Consider the following 15,986-nt stretch of genomic DNA (forward strand, 5'->3'; position numbering starts at 1 on the left):
GAGTCCGCATGCTTTCACTTGTCATCGTGGTGCTAGCCACCGTCGCCACAGGCTTCATCGTCTGGGGTAACGACAAACGCCGTGGAACGTATGGAATCGCCTTGCCCGCAGGCGCGTCCGTGACCGTTGGCATGCTTAGTTGGATGGTCTTCATCCAACTCGGCTTCGGCTACCTGCCCGGCGTTACGTGGATTCCTTGGGTTTTGCCGATCGTCCTGGGCACGGTGGCGGCTATCTTGCTGGCGATCTTCCTGGGCCGTACCCGCGCAAAGCACGACCTCACGAAGCTGACGGCAGCCCTGAAGCTCTGACCGCGACTTTACCGAGCGGCCTGGAAACACGGGCGGCAGCCAAGCAACAGTGACCACGCACCGTCGGTGCGTGGTCACTGTTGTTTAACGTCACTGTTGTTTAACGTCACTGTTGCTTAACGTCAAGACTGCCTAACCCGGCTCGGCATCGGGGTATCGTTCCGGCTGGGGCGCCGCTCCAAGTTCCCGGGCGGTCCTGCCCACCTCGGTGGCTGCGCGGATGTCGCGCCCAGTCACCTCACCGCCGGCATCGTGCGAGCTGTAGCGGACGAACACCCGGTTGTAGCGCCAGTCCAGGTCCGGGTGGTGGTTCTGGGCCTCAGCGATGCGCCCGACGGCGGCAATCAGCTCAAGCGCGGCAGCCGACGTCGGGCATTTGAAGACGGTGACCACCGCGCCAGAGCGGTATTTCCAGTCCGGCAGTGCCGCCAAGGCGGCGTCGAGCGCCGGTCCGGTGAGGATTTGGTCCTTGCCCGCCATGTTCGTTCCTTCCCCGGCGTGCCTCCGTTTCGGGAGGCTTTATGCGACGGGCTGATTGCCGCTAGAGGAACTCGGCGCGTCCTTCCATGGCCGAGGACGCCAAGGCGTGCTCCCGCCGCGGGATACGGCCCGCTTGCCTTGCCAGCCTACCGGCGATGACGGCATGTTTGAAGGCTTCGCCCATCTGGACCGGGTTCTGTGCGCGGGTGACCGCCGTAGCCAGCAGAACAGCATCGCAACCGAGTTCCATGGCCAGGGCGGCGTCGGAGGCGGTGCCGATCCCGGCGTCGAGCACTACCGGCACGGAAGCACGCGACACAATCAGTTCGATGTTGTGCGGATTCAGGATGCCAAGGCCCGTGCCGATCGGTGCGCCCAGCGGCATCACGGCGGTAGCCCCGAGGTTTTCCAGGCGAAGGGCCAGGACGGGATCGTCGTTCGTGTAGGCAAACACCTTGAAGCCGCGGTCCACGAGCTTCTCTGTTGCGTCCACGAGCTCGACGGCGTCAGGAAGGAGGGTGTGTTCGTCGGCGATGACTTCGAGCTTCACCCAGTCCGTTTCGAGTGCTTCCCGGGCCAGTTCGGCCGTCATCACGGCGTCTTTGGCCGTGAAACAACCGGCGGTGTTGGGCAGGACGCGGATTCCGTGGTCTACGAGCAGTTGGAAAAGTGAGCCGGTTTCCGACGGCGAGTACCTGCGCAGTGCCACCGTGGTGAGTTCGGTTCCGGACGCGAGCAGGGCTGCGCCCAGTCCGTCGAGGCTCGGCGCCCCGCCCGTCCCGGTGATGAGCCGCGAACTGAATTCGACGCCGTCGATCACCAAGGAATCGGTAACGGTGCCCGCACTTTGGGTGCTTGTTGTTGTCATGGTTCAGCCTCCTTGGACTGCTGTAACGATTTCGAGTTCGTCGCCCTCTGCGAGCGCCGTGGCCGCCCATTGGCTGCGCGGCACCACTTCGGAATTGCGTGCGACGGCGACTCCGATCTTGAGTCCGTCGCTCGCCTGGCCGTTGGCGTCCAGTGCGCGTCCGGTGATGTGGCTGACGACAGTAGTGACCGATGCGCCCTCACCCAGGGTGTGTTGGGCGCCGTTCAGTTTGATGTTCATGCGTAATCCTTCGAGAGGTGTTGGCAGGTCAGGTCCTGGTCTCCGTCAGCGGAGGCAGTTCCTGTGAGTGGTCGTGAGAAGCGGCCGGGCCGGAATTTGTTCCAACGCGGATCGGCGACGTTGTCCATGATGTCGACGCAGATCCGGCCGGCTGCCGGGGTGAGGAGCACGCCGTGCCGGAAGAACCCGGTGGCGACGATGAGGCCCTGCACGTCCTCGCCGCCAGTGTGACCCGAGGTTCCGGGGCTTTGGACGCGTCCCAGCAGCGGCGCGTTGTCCGGTGTGCCCGGGCGGGCGCGGGCGGTTGCTTCCAGGAGTTCGAGTTCGGATACCGCGGGCACCAGCACTTGGGCGTCGCGCAGCAATTGGTAGACGCCGCCGGCGGACACTGGGTTGTCCGATGTTCCCGCGCCGGACAGGTCGTCTTCCCGTTGCGTCGCCCCGATGACCACGGTTCCGTCTTCGCGCGGAACGATATACACGGGCACGCCTCGGACCATGCCCCGGACAGTAGCCGTCACGAGGGGCTGGAGCTTGTCCGGAACGCGCAGCCGCAGGATGTCTCCATAAACAGGACGGAGCGGGAGGCTGAGCCCATCCGGCAATTCTCCGAGCGCGGCGGCACCGAGTCCGTTGGCGACGATCGTCTCGGTGGCGAAGACTCGCGTACCCGATTCGAGTGCCACTCCGGCGACTCGTCCGCTGTCCCACAAGAGCTGCTTCGCCCGGTCGGGGACAGTGACGCCGTCGTCGGTTCCCTCGGTCCAGGTGGGATCGGCGGGCTCGTGGTCTTTCAGCGCGGCCAGGATGGTGGCCGCAAGCCTGCGGGGATCCACTTGGTGGTCGCCGGGAATGGCGAACGCGCACGAAATCTGCGGACTCAACAGCGGTTCCTGTTCCCGGGCCTCACGGACAGGCACTGACTCCACCTGGAGACCGTGGGAACGCTGGACGTCCCGCAGGTCGGCGAGTGCGCGCCGGTCCGCTGCGTCCGCGCCGACGGCGAGGGTCGGCGTCGTGCGGTATCCCGTGCCATGTCCGGAAGCCGAGGCCGGAAGCGATTGTTCGAATCCGGGCCAAAGCGCCGACGATTCGAGCATGAGCTCCAGGAGGTCCTCTTCCTGGTAGTGCAATTCGCTGACGGGCGCCAGCATGCCGGCGGCCGCGAAAGTGGCGCCGCTGGCTGGCGCGGGATCGATCAGCGCAACTGAGCGGCCAGATTTTCGGGCCTCCCACGCGATGCCGAGGCCGATGATTCCACCGCCGATCACGGCTACGTCGGCCTGCAGGCGGGCAGGCTGGAATGTGTTCTGGGGTTTTGGCTCGTCCATGGAGTCCTTCCCTACGCCGGTACTAGCCGGATCAGGTCAAGCGGTCGGCGCTGAAGCCCTCTCAGCCGCGCGGCGATTGTGACTGCCGCCGCGGCTCCCGCGGTACCAGCCCAGTTTAGAGGAACTACTCTGTTTTCCATGACCCTGAACGATGTCCACACCACCGCCCGCCTTTACCTCTGCACCGATGCCCGCAAGGAGCAGGGCGATTTTGAACAATTTGTCGATGCTGCGTTCCAAGGCGGGGTGGACATCATCCAGTTGCGGGACAAGAGCCTTGAGGCAGCCGAGGAGCTCGAACTCCTCGAGGTCCTGCATGCGGTGGCACAGCGACACGGCCGCTTGTGGGCCGTGAACGACCGCGCCGACATCGCTTCCCTGTCTGGGGCTCCCGTGTTCCACATCGGCCAGAAGGACATTCCGCTGCGCTCCGCCCGGAAGCTCCTCCACGATCCCACTGTTATCGGTCTCTCCACCCACTCGCCGGAGCAGATCGACGCCGCGATCGCCGCATCGCCCGGCCGCAGCGGACTCGACTACTTCTGCGTGGGACCCGTGTGGGCGACGCCCACCAAGCCGGGCCGTACCGCCGTCGGGCTCGAGTTGCTGAAGTACGCTGCCGACGCAGTGAAGAGGGCGGATGAGGAAACCGTGGGAGGCGTCGTGCTGCCGTGGTTCGCCATTGGGGGCATCGACCTCGGCAACGTCGACGCCGTCGTGGAGGCGGGCGCCAGCCGCATCGTCGTGGTGCGGGCGATCACGGAGGCGACGGACCCGACGGCGGCTGCACAGTCGTTGCTGGCTGCCCTCGATGCGGCGGCCGCGTAGGCGCGCTGCCGCGAACAGGAACGGGCCGGGAGACAGTGCCTCCCGGGGTCCGTTTGGCAGACTCCGGGAGGTTTTGGAGTTACCCTGACTTTCGTGTCACATCAGCTAGCCCCGAACGTCAGTGAAGCCGCGAACACGCTGGCGGAAGCGCTTGCGTCCCTTCGAACGGAACTTGAGCTGCCTTCCGGCTACCCCGCTGATGCACTGCGCGACGCCGAAACCGCAGTGTCCCGCCACACCCTGCCCGCCGTCGACCTGACGGACGTTCCTTTCATCACGATCGACCCCGCTTCGTCCACGGATCTCGACCAGGCCCTCTTCATCGAACGCGAGGGGAACGGTTACCGGGTTCTTTACGCGATCTCCGACGTTCCATCGTTCGTGCTTCCCGGTGGCGCGCTCGACGCCGAGACCCGCCACCGGGGGCAGACCTACTACGCTCCGGACGGCCGGATCCCGCTGCACCCGGAAATCATCAGCGAACGCGCCGGGAGCCTGCTGGCCGGGCAAACGTGCAGCGCGTTCGTCTGGGATTTCGACCTCGACGCCGACGCCGAGTTCCGTGCTGTCTCCGTCCGGCGTGCGAGCGTCCGGAGCCGCGCCAAACTCAATTACAAGGGTGTCCAGGCGGAGATCGATTCCGGAACGGCCGATCCGGTCCTTCAGCTCCTCAAGGAGGTGGGGCTCAAGCGGGTGGAACTCGAGAGGCTTCGCGGCGGGGCAAGCCTGAACATGCCGGAGCAGGAGATCGTGCAACTGCCCGACGGCGGTGGCTACCGGATCGTTGCCGCTCCGTCGCTGCCGGTGGAGGACTGGAACGCGCAGATTTCCCTCATGACCGGGATGGCGGCGGCCCGGCTGATGCTCGACGGCAAGGTGGGAATCCTCCGCACGATGCCGGCACCGGATGAGCGGTCCTTGCTCCATTTCAAGCGCCAGACGGGTGCGCTCGGCAAACCGTGGGATGACGGGATCAGTTACGGCGAATACTTGCGGACCTTGGACGCCAAGGATCCAAGGCAACTGGCGATCCTCCACTCGGCCGGGATGCTTTTCCGCGGCGCGGGCTACACGCCCTTTGACGGCGAGGTACCGGAGAGCGTCATGCAATCCGCGATCGGCGCACCGTACGCCCACACGACGGCTCCGCTGCGCCGCCTGATCGATCGTTTCGTCCTGGTAATTTGCGAGGCGCTCAGTGCCGGGACGGCGATCCCTGCGTGGGCGCGCGACGCCCTGCCGAGCCTGCCGGAGATCATGGCGTCTTCCGACCAGCTTGCGGCCCGGATGGAGCGGCTCGCGCTTGACACCGTGGAAGCTGCCCTCTTGGTGAACCATGTCGGCCAGGAATTCGACGCAGTGGTTATCGCCGGGTCAAAGCCCTCGAAGAACAACGGAAACGGCAATGGCAATGGGAACGGCGCCAACGGTAACGGCAACGGCCACCCCTACGGCACCGTCCAGATCGCAGAGCCCGCGGTCACCGCACGCTGCGAAGGAGAGCTCGAGTCCGGGACGAAGGTCCGGGTGAAGCTCCTTGAAGCCAACATCGCCACTCGCCAAATCACGTTCGAACTGCTTTCCCAGGCCGATGCCTTGGGCGTTCAGGAGCCCTGATCCGGGTTTTCCCGCGTCCTCACGCTAGACTGTGGGGGTAGTAATGGATGCCCGGTCGTTGATTCAGTTAAATTCTTGACATCAACAAGCCCGCCCCTACGCGATCTTGAGATACACCAGCTGGTCCCCAGTGCCAGTATTTAGATAGCCCGCGATCGGCTTCCACTGGATTTGCCCGCGCGCCATCCGTGCTCCGGAACGGCATTGCCACCACCGTTGAGCACGCAGCGCGGCCTAAATGAATAAGGAAACTCCACCGTGAGTGAATTGCACACCCATGAAGTCCTGACAGACGGAACAGAAACAATTGAGCCCGAAGAAACCATCTCTTCGGACGAGACGCCCCACGAGATCGCCGAAAAGTCCTTCGCCGACTACAACGTCCGCGCGGACATCGTCGAATCCCTCGCCGACGCAGGGATCACCCACCCGTTCCCCATCCAGGCCATGACCCTTCCGGTAGCCCTCGGTGGTCACGACATCATCGGCCAAGCCAAGACCGGCACCGGAAAGACCCTTGGGTTCGGCATCCCGGCCCTCCAGCGAATCGTGGGACGGGACGATCCGGGCCACGATAAACTGGCGGTCCCGGGCGCGCCGCAGGCCTTGGTGATCGTCCCCACGCGCGAACTCGCCGTGCAGGTGGCCAACGACCTCCAGACCGCTTCCAGGAAGCGCAATGCCCGGATCGCAACGATCTACGGCGGCCGCGCCTACGAACCCCAGATCGAAGCCTTGCAGAAGGGCGTGGAGATTGTGGTGGGCACTCCGGGCCGCCTGATCGACCTCTACAAGCAGCGCCACCTGAGCCTGAAGAACGTCCGGATGGTCATCCTCGACGAAGCCGACGAGATGCTCGACCTCGGGTTCCTCCCCGACGTAGAGACTCTCATTGCCGCCACCCCCGCGGTCCGGCAGACCCTCCTCTTCTCCGCGACGATGCCCGGTCCGGTCATCGCGATGGCCCGCCGCTACATGACGCAGCCAACACACATCCGGGCCGCGGATCCGAACGACGAAGGCCTGACCAAGCGGGACATCCGCCAGTTGATCTACCGCGCCCACAGCATGGACAAGACCGAGGTCGTGTCCCGGATCCTGCAGGCCCGCGGCCGTGGCCGGACCATCATCTTCACGAAGACCAAGCGCACCGCGGCCAAAGTCGCCGAGGAACTGGTCGACCGCGGCTTCGCGGCTGCGGCCATCCACGGCGATCTCGGCCAGGGTGCCCGCGAGCAGGCCCTGCGTGCCTTCCGGAACAACAAAGTGGACGTCCTTGTGGCAACGGACGTCGCCGCCCGCGGCATCGACGTCGACGACGTCACGCACGTCATCAATTACCAGTGCGTCGAAGACGAGAAGATTTACCTGCACCGCGTTGGCCGCACCGGCCGTGCCGGCAACAAGGGAACCGCCGTCACGTTTGTGGACTGGGACGAAGTCCCCCGCTGGGCCCTGATCAACAAAGCCCTCGGCCTGGACACGCCGGAACCCGTGGAAACCTACTCCTCCTCCCCGCACCTTTTCAGCGACCTCGACATTCCGGAAGGCACCAAGGGCCGCTTGCCGCGGAACCAGCGCACCCTTGCCGGAGTCGACGCTGAAGTCCTCGAAGACCTGGGCGAGACCGGCAAGAAGACTTCCCGTTCGCGCGGCGGCTCGGCCGGCGGACGTTCAGGGCGCGACGGCGGCCGCGGCGGACGCCGGGCAGCCAAGTCCGGAGACGCTTCCTCGCAGGAAAGCACGGGCGAGGGCGGACGCACCCGCACGCGCCGCCGTCGTACGTCCAATGGCGAAGCAGCCGCAGCAGAAGGTTCGGCCCAGACAGCGGACGCCCAGTCCGGCGAAGGCACCGAGAAGCCGGCCCGCGCCCGCCGCTCGCGCACCCGCCGGCGCAACGGCGAAGTGGTTTCCTCCCCGGCCACGTCCGGCGAGAGCACCGAGGCTTAACGGCCTCAATGACTGACATTGTTTGGGCGCCGGACGGCAGCAACCTGGTGGTTCACGCGGACAACGCGGTATTCCTCCCTACGCTGCCGGACGGCGCCTTCACACTGATCTATGTGGACCCGCCATTCAACACGGGGCGCGTCCAGCGGCGCCAAGAGACGCGCATGGTCCGCAACGCCGAAGGCGACGGCGACCGCGTCGGGTTCAAGGGGCGCTCCTACGACACCATCAAGGGCGCCCTGCACAGCTACGACGACGCCTTCAGCGACTACTGGTCGTTCCTCGAACCGCGCCTCCTTGAGGCCTGGCGGCTCCTCGCCGACGACGGAACCCTGTACCTGCACCTCGACTACCGGGAAGTGCACTACGCCAAGGTGATGCTGGACTCGATCTTCGGGCGCGAGTGCTTCCTGAACGAGATCATCTGGGCCTACGACTACGGCGCCCGGGCCAGGAACCGCTGGCCCACCAAGCACGACAACATCCTCGTGTACGTCAAGAATCCGGGCAAATACCACTTCGACAACGCCGAAGTGGACCGGGAACCATACATGGCGCCAGGCCTCGTCACGCCGGCCAAGCGCGAACTGGGAAAGCTCCCCACTGACGTGTGGTGGCATACGATCGTCTCGCCTACCGGCAAGGAGAAGACCGGCTATCCGACGCAAAAGCCGGAAGGCCTCGTCCGCCGGATCGTCACGGCCTCAAGCAGGCCCGGCGATTGGTGCCTGGACTTCTTCGCCGGCTCGGGCACGCTGGGCTCGGTAGCGGCGAAACTGGACCGCAAGTTCGTGTGCGTGGACCAGAACGCCCCCGCCATCGAAGTGATGCGCAAGCGTTTGGAAGGAAAAGCCGTCTTCCACTCCGCCTAGGGCGCGGTCACTTCCCGCGTCCGGCGCGGGAAATCAACGGACGACCTTGCTCCCGGTTCCGAGTTCCTCGATCAACGCAAGGACATCCGGAGACGTCAGGTTCTCCCCTAGCAGGTTGGGCTTCCCGGTCCCGTGGTAGTCCGAAGAACCCGTGATGAACAGGCCCTGCTCCGCGGCGAGGCGTCGCAGGAACGCCCGGCCTTCCTCCGGATTGTCGCGGTGATCGACCTCGAGTCCCTGCAAGCCCGCGTCAATCATTTCCCGGTAGGTGCGCTCGCCCACCACGCGGCCGCGAGCCGAAGCGACCGGATGGGCGAAGACCGCTACGCCGCCCGCCGACCGTACAAGTTCGACGGCGATGGCAGGGTCCGGAGCGTAGTGCTGCACGAAGTACCGCGAATGGGAGGTCAGGATCGCCGCGAACGCCTCCGACCGGTCCGCCACCGCCCCGGCAGCCACTAGCGCGTCGGCGATGTGCGGCCGCCCCACCGTCGCGCCGGGCGCCACATGGTGGATGACATCGTCCCAAGTCAACGGATAGTCCTCCGCCAACAACGTGACCATCCGCTTCGCGCGCGTGAGCCGCGCATCCTTCGCCTTGGTGATTTCGTCAAGCAAGCCGGGGTGCGCGGGATCGTGGAGGTAGCTCAGGAGGTGGACGCTGATTCCCTCCTGGGTGCGGCACGAGATCTCCATGCCCGGCACGAACGCCAGGCCATATTCACGCGCCGCGACTGATGCCTCGTCCCACCCAAGAGTGGAGTCGTGGTCGGTCAACGCCACGGCGTCCAGGCCTGCTGAAGACGCCGAGGCGATCACTCCAGCGGGAGGCTCGGTGCCGTCGGAAACATTGGAGTGCGCGTGCAGGTCGATCTTCACCCATCAAGCGTATTTGATCGGGGCCAGCTTGCGCCGGTGCGCCGTTGGCCTAGCGTCGGCCTTGATGGGACGATGGGACGGTGAATGATGCACATAACACCCAAAACGGTGAAAACACAGCCTCCCAGCCGTTGGAGGAGCGCGTCAACAACCGCTCCCAGCGGCCCACGTCGGACGCCTTCAAGGCGTTCATGGCCAGCAACTGGGCTCCCGCCCCGCAGGAAACCCCTGCACGGGACGCCGTTGCGGACCATGCGGCCACCCGTCGCAGGGTCATCTCAGAGAAATTCCCCGCAGTCCGCCTGGTCATCCCGGCAGGTCCTCTCAAGGTCCGTTCGAACGATTGCGACTACCGCTTCCGTCCCCATTCCGCTTTCGCCCACCTCACCGGCCTGGGCCTGGACCACGAGCCCGACGCCGTGCTCGTCCTGGAACCCGTAGAGGAAGGAACCGGCGACGACGGCGGCAACCACCTCGCGACGCTCTACTTCCGTCCGCTGGCCGGCAGGGACACGGAGCAGTTCTACGCCGACTCCCGTTCGGGCGAATTCTGGATCGGAGCGCGCCCGACGCTCGCCGAGTTCGAAGCCAGGCTCGGCATCAAGACCGCCCACATCGATGAGCTTGAAATCGCGGTCACCAAGAACGTCGGAGCCCCGGAAATCGGCGGCGTCGCCATCCGGTTGGTTCGCAAAGTGGACGACAACATCGATGCCCTCGTGGACACCGCCCGGTACAACACCGCCAAGGATCCGGAAAACCTGGACCTCAGCGAACTCGACGCTTTGGACGAGTTGCTCAGCGAAGCGCTCGCCGAGTTGCGCCTCCTCAAGGATGCATGGGAAATCGAGCAAATGAAGACCGCCGTGGCCGCCACGGTCGAGGGCTTCGCAGACGTCGTCCGGGCCCTCCCCCGCGCCATGACCCACCACCGCGGCGAACGCGTCATCGAAGGCGCGTTTTTCGCGCGCGCACGCGAAGAAGGAAATGAGCTCGGCTACGACACCATTGCCGCCTCGGGAAACAACGCAACGGTGCTGCACTGGACCCGGAACACGGGCAAGGTCAATGCCGGTGAACTCCTGCTCCTGGACGCCGGAGTCGAGGCCGATTCCCTCTACACGGCTGACGTCACCCGGACCATCCCGGCCAACGGAAAGTTCACGGATATCCAGCGCAAGGTCTACGAGGCCGTCCTGGACGCCGCCGACGCCGGATTTGCCGCTGCCCAACCCGGCGTGAAGTTCCGCGACATCCACACTGCCGCTACCACCGTGCTTGCCGAACGCCTTGCGGAGTGGGGTCTCCTCCCGGTGTCCGTGGACGAAGCCATCAGCCCCGACGGCCAGCAGCACCGCCGTTGGATGCCGCACGGCACCAGCCACCACCTTGGCCTGGACGTCCACGACTGTGCCCAAGCGAAGCGCGACCTCTACCTCGACGGCGTCCTGACCGAGGGCATGGTGTTCACCATCGAACCCGGCCTCTACTTCAAGAACGAGGACCTCGCGATTCCGGAGGAGTACCGGGGAATCGGCGTCCGCATCGAGGACGACATCCTGATGACGGCCAACGGCCCCGTCAACCTCAGCGCGGCACTACCCCGTAAGGCGGACGACGTCGAGAACTGGATGGCCGGCATCTACGAGGAAGCCGAAGGGTAGGCGCCACCCCTTAAAAGGGAAGGCCACGGGATCATGACGTTTGATGATCCCGTGGCCTTCCCTTTTGCGTAACTTCAACTTGTGGGTTGACCACTAGTAATAGTGACGGCCGGCGACGGTAACCAACCGCCCCGGTTCGGTGCTGGGCGATGCTCTCGAGCAGGTGAGCTGCGTTCGCCGGCGTACCCAGCCGGTACGCCTCTACTTCCATGGCCTCATAGTCCGCCAGGGACATGAGGACAGCGCTGCCCTTTTTGGAAATGATCTCAATGGCAGTGTGACGTCGTTCTTTTCCCGGAAGCCCATCTAGGTGTAAACCGCGTTTTGCACCTAGACGGCAAGTTGCGACCACCTAGATTCATCGATTTTGCACCTAGATTGCCGCTCCGGGCACCTAATTCCTCCATGAGCCACCCATCGGGGTCGTACTTTCGTCGTAGGCGGCACCGAGGAGATTCCCTCCACGTACGGTGGCTGACCGCCTGGAAATGAAAGCGGCACTTGATGCCCTACGACGAAGGAGGTGAAACCGGATGGAACTGACTACAGAAACCGAACTTGAGGCAGGAGCAACTTTGGCCTGCAGCGGCGGGTGCCTGTGCACCTGATCCCGTAAACCCTGTTGGCGGCGGGATCTTCCGCTCCCGTCGCCAACAATCCACCATCACAGCAATTACCGATACGGGAATATGGGGAAACCGTGCGCTTACCACTCTTTAATGTATTCGAGTTCCCACAACACAAGAGTCTCTACGAGGCCATCCACGCCGCAGGTCCAGGGGTCGCGTGGAGCATCATGAAAGAGCTCGAAGCCTTCGATCAGCCGCTCTACCGGGCACACCAAACAGGCGACGACAATTTTGATTCGTTGAGGACGCGTGCCCTCGGATTCATGAATGCCGTCCCTGGCCTTGCCGCCCACGACAAATCCACCCACGCAACACGATTTGCCGAATACGGCCCAAAACTACAGTTTGAGTCGACTTTCCTCAATCTTTGGATGAGGGACAAAGAGACCCTCTTCCGTGATGTTGTCGAAGTCGTCGGGCGGCACCACCTTCATGAAGCAGCGGGTACGGGACGTGGCGTCATTGCGCTCCCGCTTCATCTGGGTCCCTCGTACGCTGCAATTCCCATGCTCGCCCATGAGATGCCGACTACAACTCTGTATAACCGGATGAATTTCGACGAGATTCAGGCTGTGTCCTTCCCCGACTTGGACTTCCGCGGAATTCAGCTTGGAAGCAGGTCCGCCTTGCGTGCAGGACTGTCCGCACTGCGAGAAGGCAGGATCTTCTCCATGTTCCCGGAACTCGATCCCCGCGGCGTGGACGAACACCATGTGCGGGTTCCATTCCTTGGGACGACAATCATGGTTCCGACGGGCCCCGTCATCCTAAGCCATATGTCGCGTGCTTCCATGGTTCCGGTGGTCCTCAAAGCCGTGGGCGGAGGTCGCTTCCAACTCACATTCCATCCTGCGATAGTTCCACCGACGTCTGAGAACGCGCTCCTCAATTCGTTGCTGGACCTCTGGAAGGTCATAGAGTCAGAACTCCTCACCGGCGAAATCGGTGAATGGGAAATGTGGTTCGAATTCGATCGGATGCTCCCGAAAATAGGTAAAGCTGCATGAAGACAAATTGCCAACCGCTACTCTCCATCAGAGAAGCCTGCCGCAACTACAACGACGGGGCCGGGAACACAAAGATCGCGCTCAGCCGCGTTGACCTGGACGTCCTTCCGGGGGAACTCGTCGCAATCATTGGTCCTTCGGGATCAGGTAAATCCACTCTGCTCCAAATTGCCGGGGGAATCGACTCACCGACGACTGGAAGCGTCGACGTGGCCGGTCGACGGATCTCCGATATGACCGAGAAGGAACGGACGCTGTTTAGGCGCGAACACATTGGTTTCGTTTTCCAGGCCATTCATCTTGTCCCAAGCATGACAGTGGTGGAGAACATCGGATTAACCTCGATTGTTTCGAACCACAGAACTGTCGATTGGAAAGCCGAAGCCCTGGTTCTGCTCCATCATTTGGGACTTCATGAATATGCGGACAAGTTCCCTGACCAGTTGTCGGGAGGCCAGAGGCAACGGGTAGGCGTTGGGCGGGCGATCTTCGGAAATCCGAGTGTCATCCTCGCCGACGAGCCGACCGGAAGCCTTGACTCCGGAAACCGGGAAATCGTCCTCAAGCTGATCCGCCAGGCTATCGATGACGGTCAGCGGACAGGTGGCCTTATGGTCACCCACGACCTGCAGGCCGCAAGCTATGCGGACAGGATCATAGCAATAAGCGATGGAATCGTCGTCGACCAGTTCGTGAATACTGCGGCTCAACAATTCAATGGTCAGAGGGGAGGCCATGTCCATGATGAGCGCATTCGCTCGTGGTTTACGGCAGTTTCGCTTTGACTTTCCACGCTATGGGATAGCGGGGATTGCCCTGGCACTTGGTGTGGCATTGGTTTTTGGAACGCTGCTGACCTCGAAAGCCTTCAACGATCAACTCACACGCGGCGTCGGTTCGCTGAACGGGATTGCGGATGTCGCCGTGGTTCCAGCAATTCCAGGTACCACGGTGCCCGAAAGCACCGTGGAACAAATAGCCAAGTTGGCGAATGTTGAAACCACCATCCCAACCCTCGCCCGCAACACAAGCCTCAGGTCTTCGACACCGGCTGGATCAGAGCAACCGCTCACTTTGACGGGGTACCCGACCTCGCTCAACGTGGGATTAATGATGGGCTTGGATGTCCGGGGAAGGGCTCCCGCCGCGGACAAGCCGGAGGCGTTGGTCCCGGAAGACGTAGCCACTCGCCTTGGCGTCAAAATTGATGACTTTCTCACAGCTTCGTCAAGCGAAGGTGCAACAAAGTTACAGGTGGTGGGTATTTTTGACGGACGACGCCTCGGCCCACTTGCCTACGACAACATATTTGTCGATTTGCAGTACGTCCAGAGAGTATTCTCCCTGCCGGGCCAAATATCCAGGGTCGACATTCGTTTGCATCCAGGGCATTCAGCAGCAGACTGGCAAGCCGACAACGTAGGAAGCTTGCCACGCGTCCTAAAGGTGCAGGACACCTCCGTGCTCAGCTCCACCTTTGGACCGCTCCTCACTGTGGTGTCCATTATTTTGATGGTGGCGTCCGGGACGGTTCTCGGCATAGCAATACTGCTGTCGGCGACGGCCTTTCGCATGGTGGTCGCCGCCCGCCAACCGGCCTACGGCATTTTGAGAACCGTTGGTGCGCAAGGTCGGTGGCTTGCAACGTCCGTCCTTTTCGAATCACTCATCCTCGCGCTGGCATGCTCAGTAGTGGGTCTTGGAGCCGGGTTTGGGGTCAGCTTGCTCCTCAACCACGTGCTTTCGTCAGTTGGCAATCTTCCGGGCGGAACAATCGCAACCGAGCCATGGCAGATTGCGATCGCAGTTTCGAGCGGTGTGTTGGCAAGCATGACCGGAGCATCCGCATCCATCCTGAAAGTGCTCCGCCACGTCCCTATGGCGGCCATTTCGCCAGAACACGCCGAACGTCGGACACGGCAAACTCTCCGTTCCATCCTCGGTTTCCTTTTGCTGGCGTTCGGCGCTGCCAGCTACTTGCTGGATGCTGCAGCAGCCAAGTGGGCTGGTGTGGTCGTTTCGCTGGGAGCAGCCGGACTTCTCGCTCCCCAGGTGCTCGTGGTCTTGGTACGGCTGAAATTTCATCCGGAATGGACGGGAAAGGCCGCGGCCAGTCGACTGAGGCGGCATGCCTCGTTGGACTCGACCGTCACCGTCACCGCGATGGTTGTGTGTCTTGGAACCGCGCTTGTCATTGGGGTCAGTTCGGTGCGGAGCGCCATGGTCGAGCAGATCGATCGCCAATTTGGCGCAGATATCCAGATATCCTCGGCAACCGCAATGACCGGAAAGTTGGACGAAAAGCTATCCTCGGTCCCCGGCATTCAGAAGATTTCGGAGACGGTCTGGGATTATGGGGCCATCGATTTCGCCGGAAAAACAGGTCAGGTCGGAATCCTCGCCGTCGATCCAACCAGCTATTTTGACACGGCCCAACTCCCTTGGCGTCAAGGCAACGACGTTTCCTCACCAACTGCCCTCAAAGATGGTGGATCAATCATTTTTCCTGAGGCCCTTGCAGCCAGCCGGGAGATTTCAGTCGGCGATCGCGTGCAACTGAGCCGGGCCGGGAAGGCAGTTACCCTCCGAGTGGTCGCGACGTTTGCGTCTCTCGCCACGGGGACGCAGGTAGTTGTTGATCGTGACACTGCCTCTGCGCTCGGATTGATCGGATTCAATGGCTGGAACATTGAAGCAAAGCCAGGTGTTAACATTGCAAGCCTCCGTGACGCGATCTCCGCTGTAACGGCGGACATCCCGGGGACCACCGTGATAACCGCGGAAAAAATGCGACAACGCTCGGAGTCTGAACTTGGTTCTTATGCCGGGGCAGCGTTCGGGGTAGTGGTGATTGCACTCGGTCTCGGCGCAATCGGTTCAGCGGGCCTGTTTTCGGTGGCCGTCGTGAGGCGGGAGAAAGAATTCGGAATGCTCCGAGCGATTGGTGCAACCCGTGGAAGCATCACAAAGCTCGTTGTCTACGAAGCAATTTTGACGGGGACCGCAGCTTCATTGAGTGGCCTGCTCATCGGTCAGTTGTCGGGCTGGATCCTCACCCAAATCGTCGCCGAAACCCTTGGAGCGACGCTGCAACCATCGTTTGGCATATCCGCTTGCATTGGAATCCTTGCGGTCACCCTGGCATCCCTGTGCCTCGCGTCACTGGGTCCCGCCATCCGCAGCTCGCGGGTCGAGCCGGCAGCCGCGCTACGGACCGAATAGCACACAAATAGTTAGGAATTACTTTGGACAAAATGCCCTTGAGGCTGCGTGACAGGGAATCCCCGGGTTCACCCGCCAGTCGTTGAAA

At 62.9% G+C, this 15,986-nt stretch carries 15 protein-coding genes and 1 riboswitch; of the genes, 9 read left to right on the top strand and 6 right to left on the bottom strand.

The window, feature by feature from the left end; genetic code table 11:
• The first annotated feature begins 8 nt into the window (after nucleotides 1-8).
• A complete protein-coding gene (locus ABCW42_RS14545; RefSeq protein ID WP_423181883.1) occupies nucleotides 9-311 on the top strand; it encodes a hypothetical protein in 303 nt (100 codons plus the stop codon).
• Between the two features lie 132 nt (nucleotides 312-443).
• Here ABCW42_RS14545 and ABCW42_RS14550 read toward each other — a convergent pair whose 3' ends face one another.
• The 4 genes from ABCW42_RS14550 to thiO all read right to left on the bottom strand — a co-directional run bounded on the left by ABCW42_RS14550 (nucleotide 444) and on the right by thiO (nucleotide 3,230).
• Nucleotides 444-791 (bottom strand): 4a-hydroxytetrahydrobiopterin dehydratase, encoded by a 348-nt coding sequence (locus tag ABCW42_RS14550; protein WP_423181884.1) that lies wholly within the window; start codon nucleotides 789-791, stop codon nucleotides 444-446.
• Nucleotides 792-852: 61 nt separating this feature from the next.
• A complete protein-coding gene (locus tag ABCW42_RS14555; RefSeq protein ID WP_423181885.1) occupies nucleotides 853-1,659 on the bottom strand; it encodes a thiazole synthase in 807 nt (268 codons plus the stop codon).
• A gap of 3 nt (nucleotides 1,660-1,662) precedes the next feature.
• A complete protein-coding gene (gene thiS, locus ABCW42_RS14560; RefSeq protein WP_133205327.1) occupies nucleotides 1,663-1,899 on the bottom strand; it encodes a sulfur carrier protein ThiS in 237 nt (78 codons plus the stop codon).
• Nucleotides 1,896-3,230, bottom strand: coding sequence for a glycine oxidase ThiO (thiO, locus tag ABCW42_RS14565; RefSeq protein WP_423181886.1), 1,335 nt, complete (start codon nucleotides 3,228-3,230; stop codon nucleotides 1,896-1,898). The genes thiS and thiO overlap by 4 nt, the downstream gene beginning before the upstream one ends.
• Nucleotides 3,222-3,341: riboswitch (TPP riboswitch) on the bottom strand. Its footprint overlaps the gene before it by 9 nt.
• A gap of 27 nt (nucleotides 3,342-3,368) precedes the next feature.
• On the opposite strand from thiO, the gene thiE reads away from it, so the two are divergent.
• From thiE to ABCW42_RS14585, 4 genes are all read left to right on the top strand, one after another.
• The gene (thiE, locus tag ABCW42_RS14570; protein ID WP_423181887.1) at nucleotides 3,369-4,058 is read left to right on the top strand and encodes a thiamine phosphate synthase; all 690 of its coding nucleotides are present in this window, start codon (nucleotides 3,369-3,371) and stop codon (nucleotides 4,056-4,058) included.
• A gap of 93 nt (nucleotides 4,059-4,151) precedes the next feature.
• Entirely contained in the window at nucleotides 4,152-5,675 is a 1,524-nt protein-coding gene (locus ABCW42_RS14575; RefSeq protein WP_423181888.1) for an RNB domain-containing ribonuclease, read from the top strand.
• Between the two features lie 258 nt (nucleotides 5,676-5,933).
• The gene (locus ABCW42_RS14580; protein ID WP_423181889.1) at nucleotides 5,934-7,625 is read left to right on the top strand and encodes a DEAD/DEAH box helicase; all 1,692 of its coding nucleotides are present in this window, start codon (nucleotides 5,934-5,936) and stop codon (nucleotides 7,623-7,625) included.
• Nucleotides 7,626-7,633: 8 nt separating this feature from the next.
• Nucleotides 7,634-8,497, top strand: coding sequence for a DNA-methyltransferase (locus ABCW42_RS14585; protein ID WP_423181890.1), 864 nt, complete (start codon nucleotides 7,634-7,636; stop codon nucleotides 8,495-8,497).
• Between the two features lie 33 nt (nucleotides 8,498-8,530).
• On the opposite strand, the gene ABCW42_RS14590 is transcribed toward ABCW42_RS14585, so the two are convergent.
• On the bottom strand, nucleotides 8,531-9,376 hold the full coding sequence (locus ABCW42_RS14590) for a PHP domain-containing protein (protein ID WP_423181891.1): 846 nt from the start codon (nucleotides 9,374-9,376) through the stop codon (nucleotides 8,531-8,533).
• A gap of 80 nt (nucleotides 9,377-9,456) precedes the next feature.
• Here ABCW42_RS14590 and ABCW42_RS14595 point away from each other — a divergent pair, with 80 nt between their 5' ends.
• Nucleotides 9,457-11,040: an aminopeptidase P family protein gene (locus tag ABCW42_RS14595; protein WP_423181892.1), complete on the top strand. Its 1,584-nt coding sequence runs from the start codon at nucleotides 9,457-9,459 to the stop codon at nucleotides 11,038-11,040.
• Nucleotides 11,041-11,071: 31 nt separating this feature from the next.
• On the opposite strand, the gene ABCW42_RS14600 is transcribed toward ABCW42_RS14595, so the two are convergent.
• Nucleotides 11,072-11,275, bottom strand: a complete 204-nt coding sequence (locus ABCW42_RS14600; protein ID WP_423181893.1) for a hypothetical protein — start codon at nucleotides 11,273-11,275, stop codon at nucleotides 11,072-11,074.
• 561 nt (nucleotides 11,276-11,836) lie between these two features.
• On the opposite strand from ABCW42_RS14600, the gene ABCW42_RS14605 reads away from it, so the two are divergent.
• The 3 genes from ABCW42_RS14605 to ABCW42_RS14615 are packed head-to-tail and all read left to right on the top strand — an operon-like array spanning nucleotide 11,837 to nucleotide 15,898.
• Nucleotides 11,837-12,676, top strand: a complete 840-nt coding sequence (locus ABCW42_RS14605; protein ID WP_423181894.1) for a lysophospholipid acyltransferase family protein — start codon at nucleotides 11,837-11,839, stop codon at nucleotides 12,674-12,676.
• Nucleotides 12,673-13,461 (top strand): ABC transporter ATP-binding protein, encoded by a 789-nt coding sequence (locus tag ABCW42_RS14610; RefSeq protein ID WP_423181895.1) that lies wholly within the window; start codon nucleotides 12,673-12,675, stop codon nucleotides 13,459-13,461. Before ABCW42_RS14605 ends, ABCW42_RS14610 begins: the two co-directional genes overlap by 4 nt.
• Nucleotides 13,412-15,898: an FtsX-like permease family protein gene (locus ABCW42_RS14615; RefSeq protein WP_423181896.1), complete on the top strand. Its 2,487-nt coding sequence runs from the start codon at nucleotides 13,412-13,414 to the stop codon at nucleotides 15,896-15,898. The genes ABCW42_RS14610 and ABCW42_RS14615 overlap by 50 nt, the downstream gene beginning before the upstream one ends.
• Nucleotides 15,899-15,986 lie beyond the last annotated feature (88 nt).

Source organism: Arthrobacter sp. NyZ413 (genome assembly GCF_049390645.1).
In the GTDB taxonomy this organism is placed as follows: domain Bacteria; phylum Actinomycetota; class Actinomycetes; order Actinomycetales; family Micrococcaceae; genus Arthrobacter.

Excerpts from the sequence above, each read along its gene's own strand:
- ABCW42_RS14605 (WP_423181894.1), top strand. The coding sequence starts at position 11,837 with ATGAAAGAGCTCGAAGCCTTCGATCAGCCGCTCTACCGGGCACACCAA.
- ABCW42_RS14550 (WP_423181884.1), bottom strand. The coding sequence starts at position 791 with ATGGCGGGCAAGGACCAAATCCTCACCGGACCGGCGCTCGACGCCGCC.
- ABCW42_RS14615 (WP_423181896.1), top strand. The coding sequence starts at position 13,412 with ATGTCCATGATGAGCGCATTCGCTCGTGGTTTACGGCAGTTTCGCTTT.
- ABCW42_RS14585 (WP_423181890.1), top strand. The coding sequence starts at position 7,634 with ATGACTGACATTGTTTGGGCGCCGGACGGCAGCAACCTGGTGGTTCAC.
- thiE (WP_423181887.1), top strand. The coding sequence starts at position 3,369 with ATGACCCTGAACGATGTCCACACCACCGCCCGCCTTTACCTCTGCACC.
- ABCW42_RS14545 (WP_423181883.1), top strand. The coding sequence starts at position 9 with ATGCTTTCACTTGTCATCGTGGTGCTAGCCACCGTCGCCACAGGCTTC.
- ABCW42_RS14600 (WP_423181893.1), bottom strand. The coding sequence starts at position 11,275 with ATGTCCCTGGCGGACTATGAGGCCATGGAAGTAGAGGCGTACCGGCTG.
- thiO (WP_423181886.1), bottom strand. The coding sequence starts at position 3,230 with ATGGACGAGCCAAAACCCCAGAACACATTCCAGCCTGCCCGCCTGCAG.
- thiS (WP_133205327.1), bottom strand. The coding sequence starts at position 1,899 with ATGAACATCAAACTGAACGGCGCCCAACACACCCTGGGTGAGGGCGCA.
- ABCW42_RS14555 (WP_423181885.1), bottom strand. The coding sequence starts at position 1,659 with ATGACAACAACAAGCACCCAAAGTGCGGGCACCGTTACCGATTCCTTG.
- ABCW42_RS14610 (WP_423181895.1), top strand. The coding sequence starts at position 12,673 with ATGAAGACAAATTGCCAACCGCTACTCTCCATCAGAGAAGCCTGCCGC.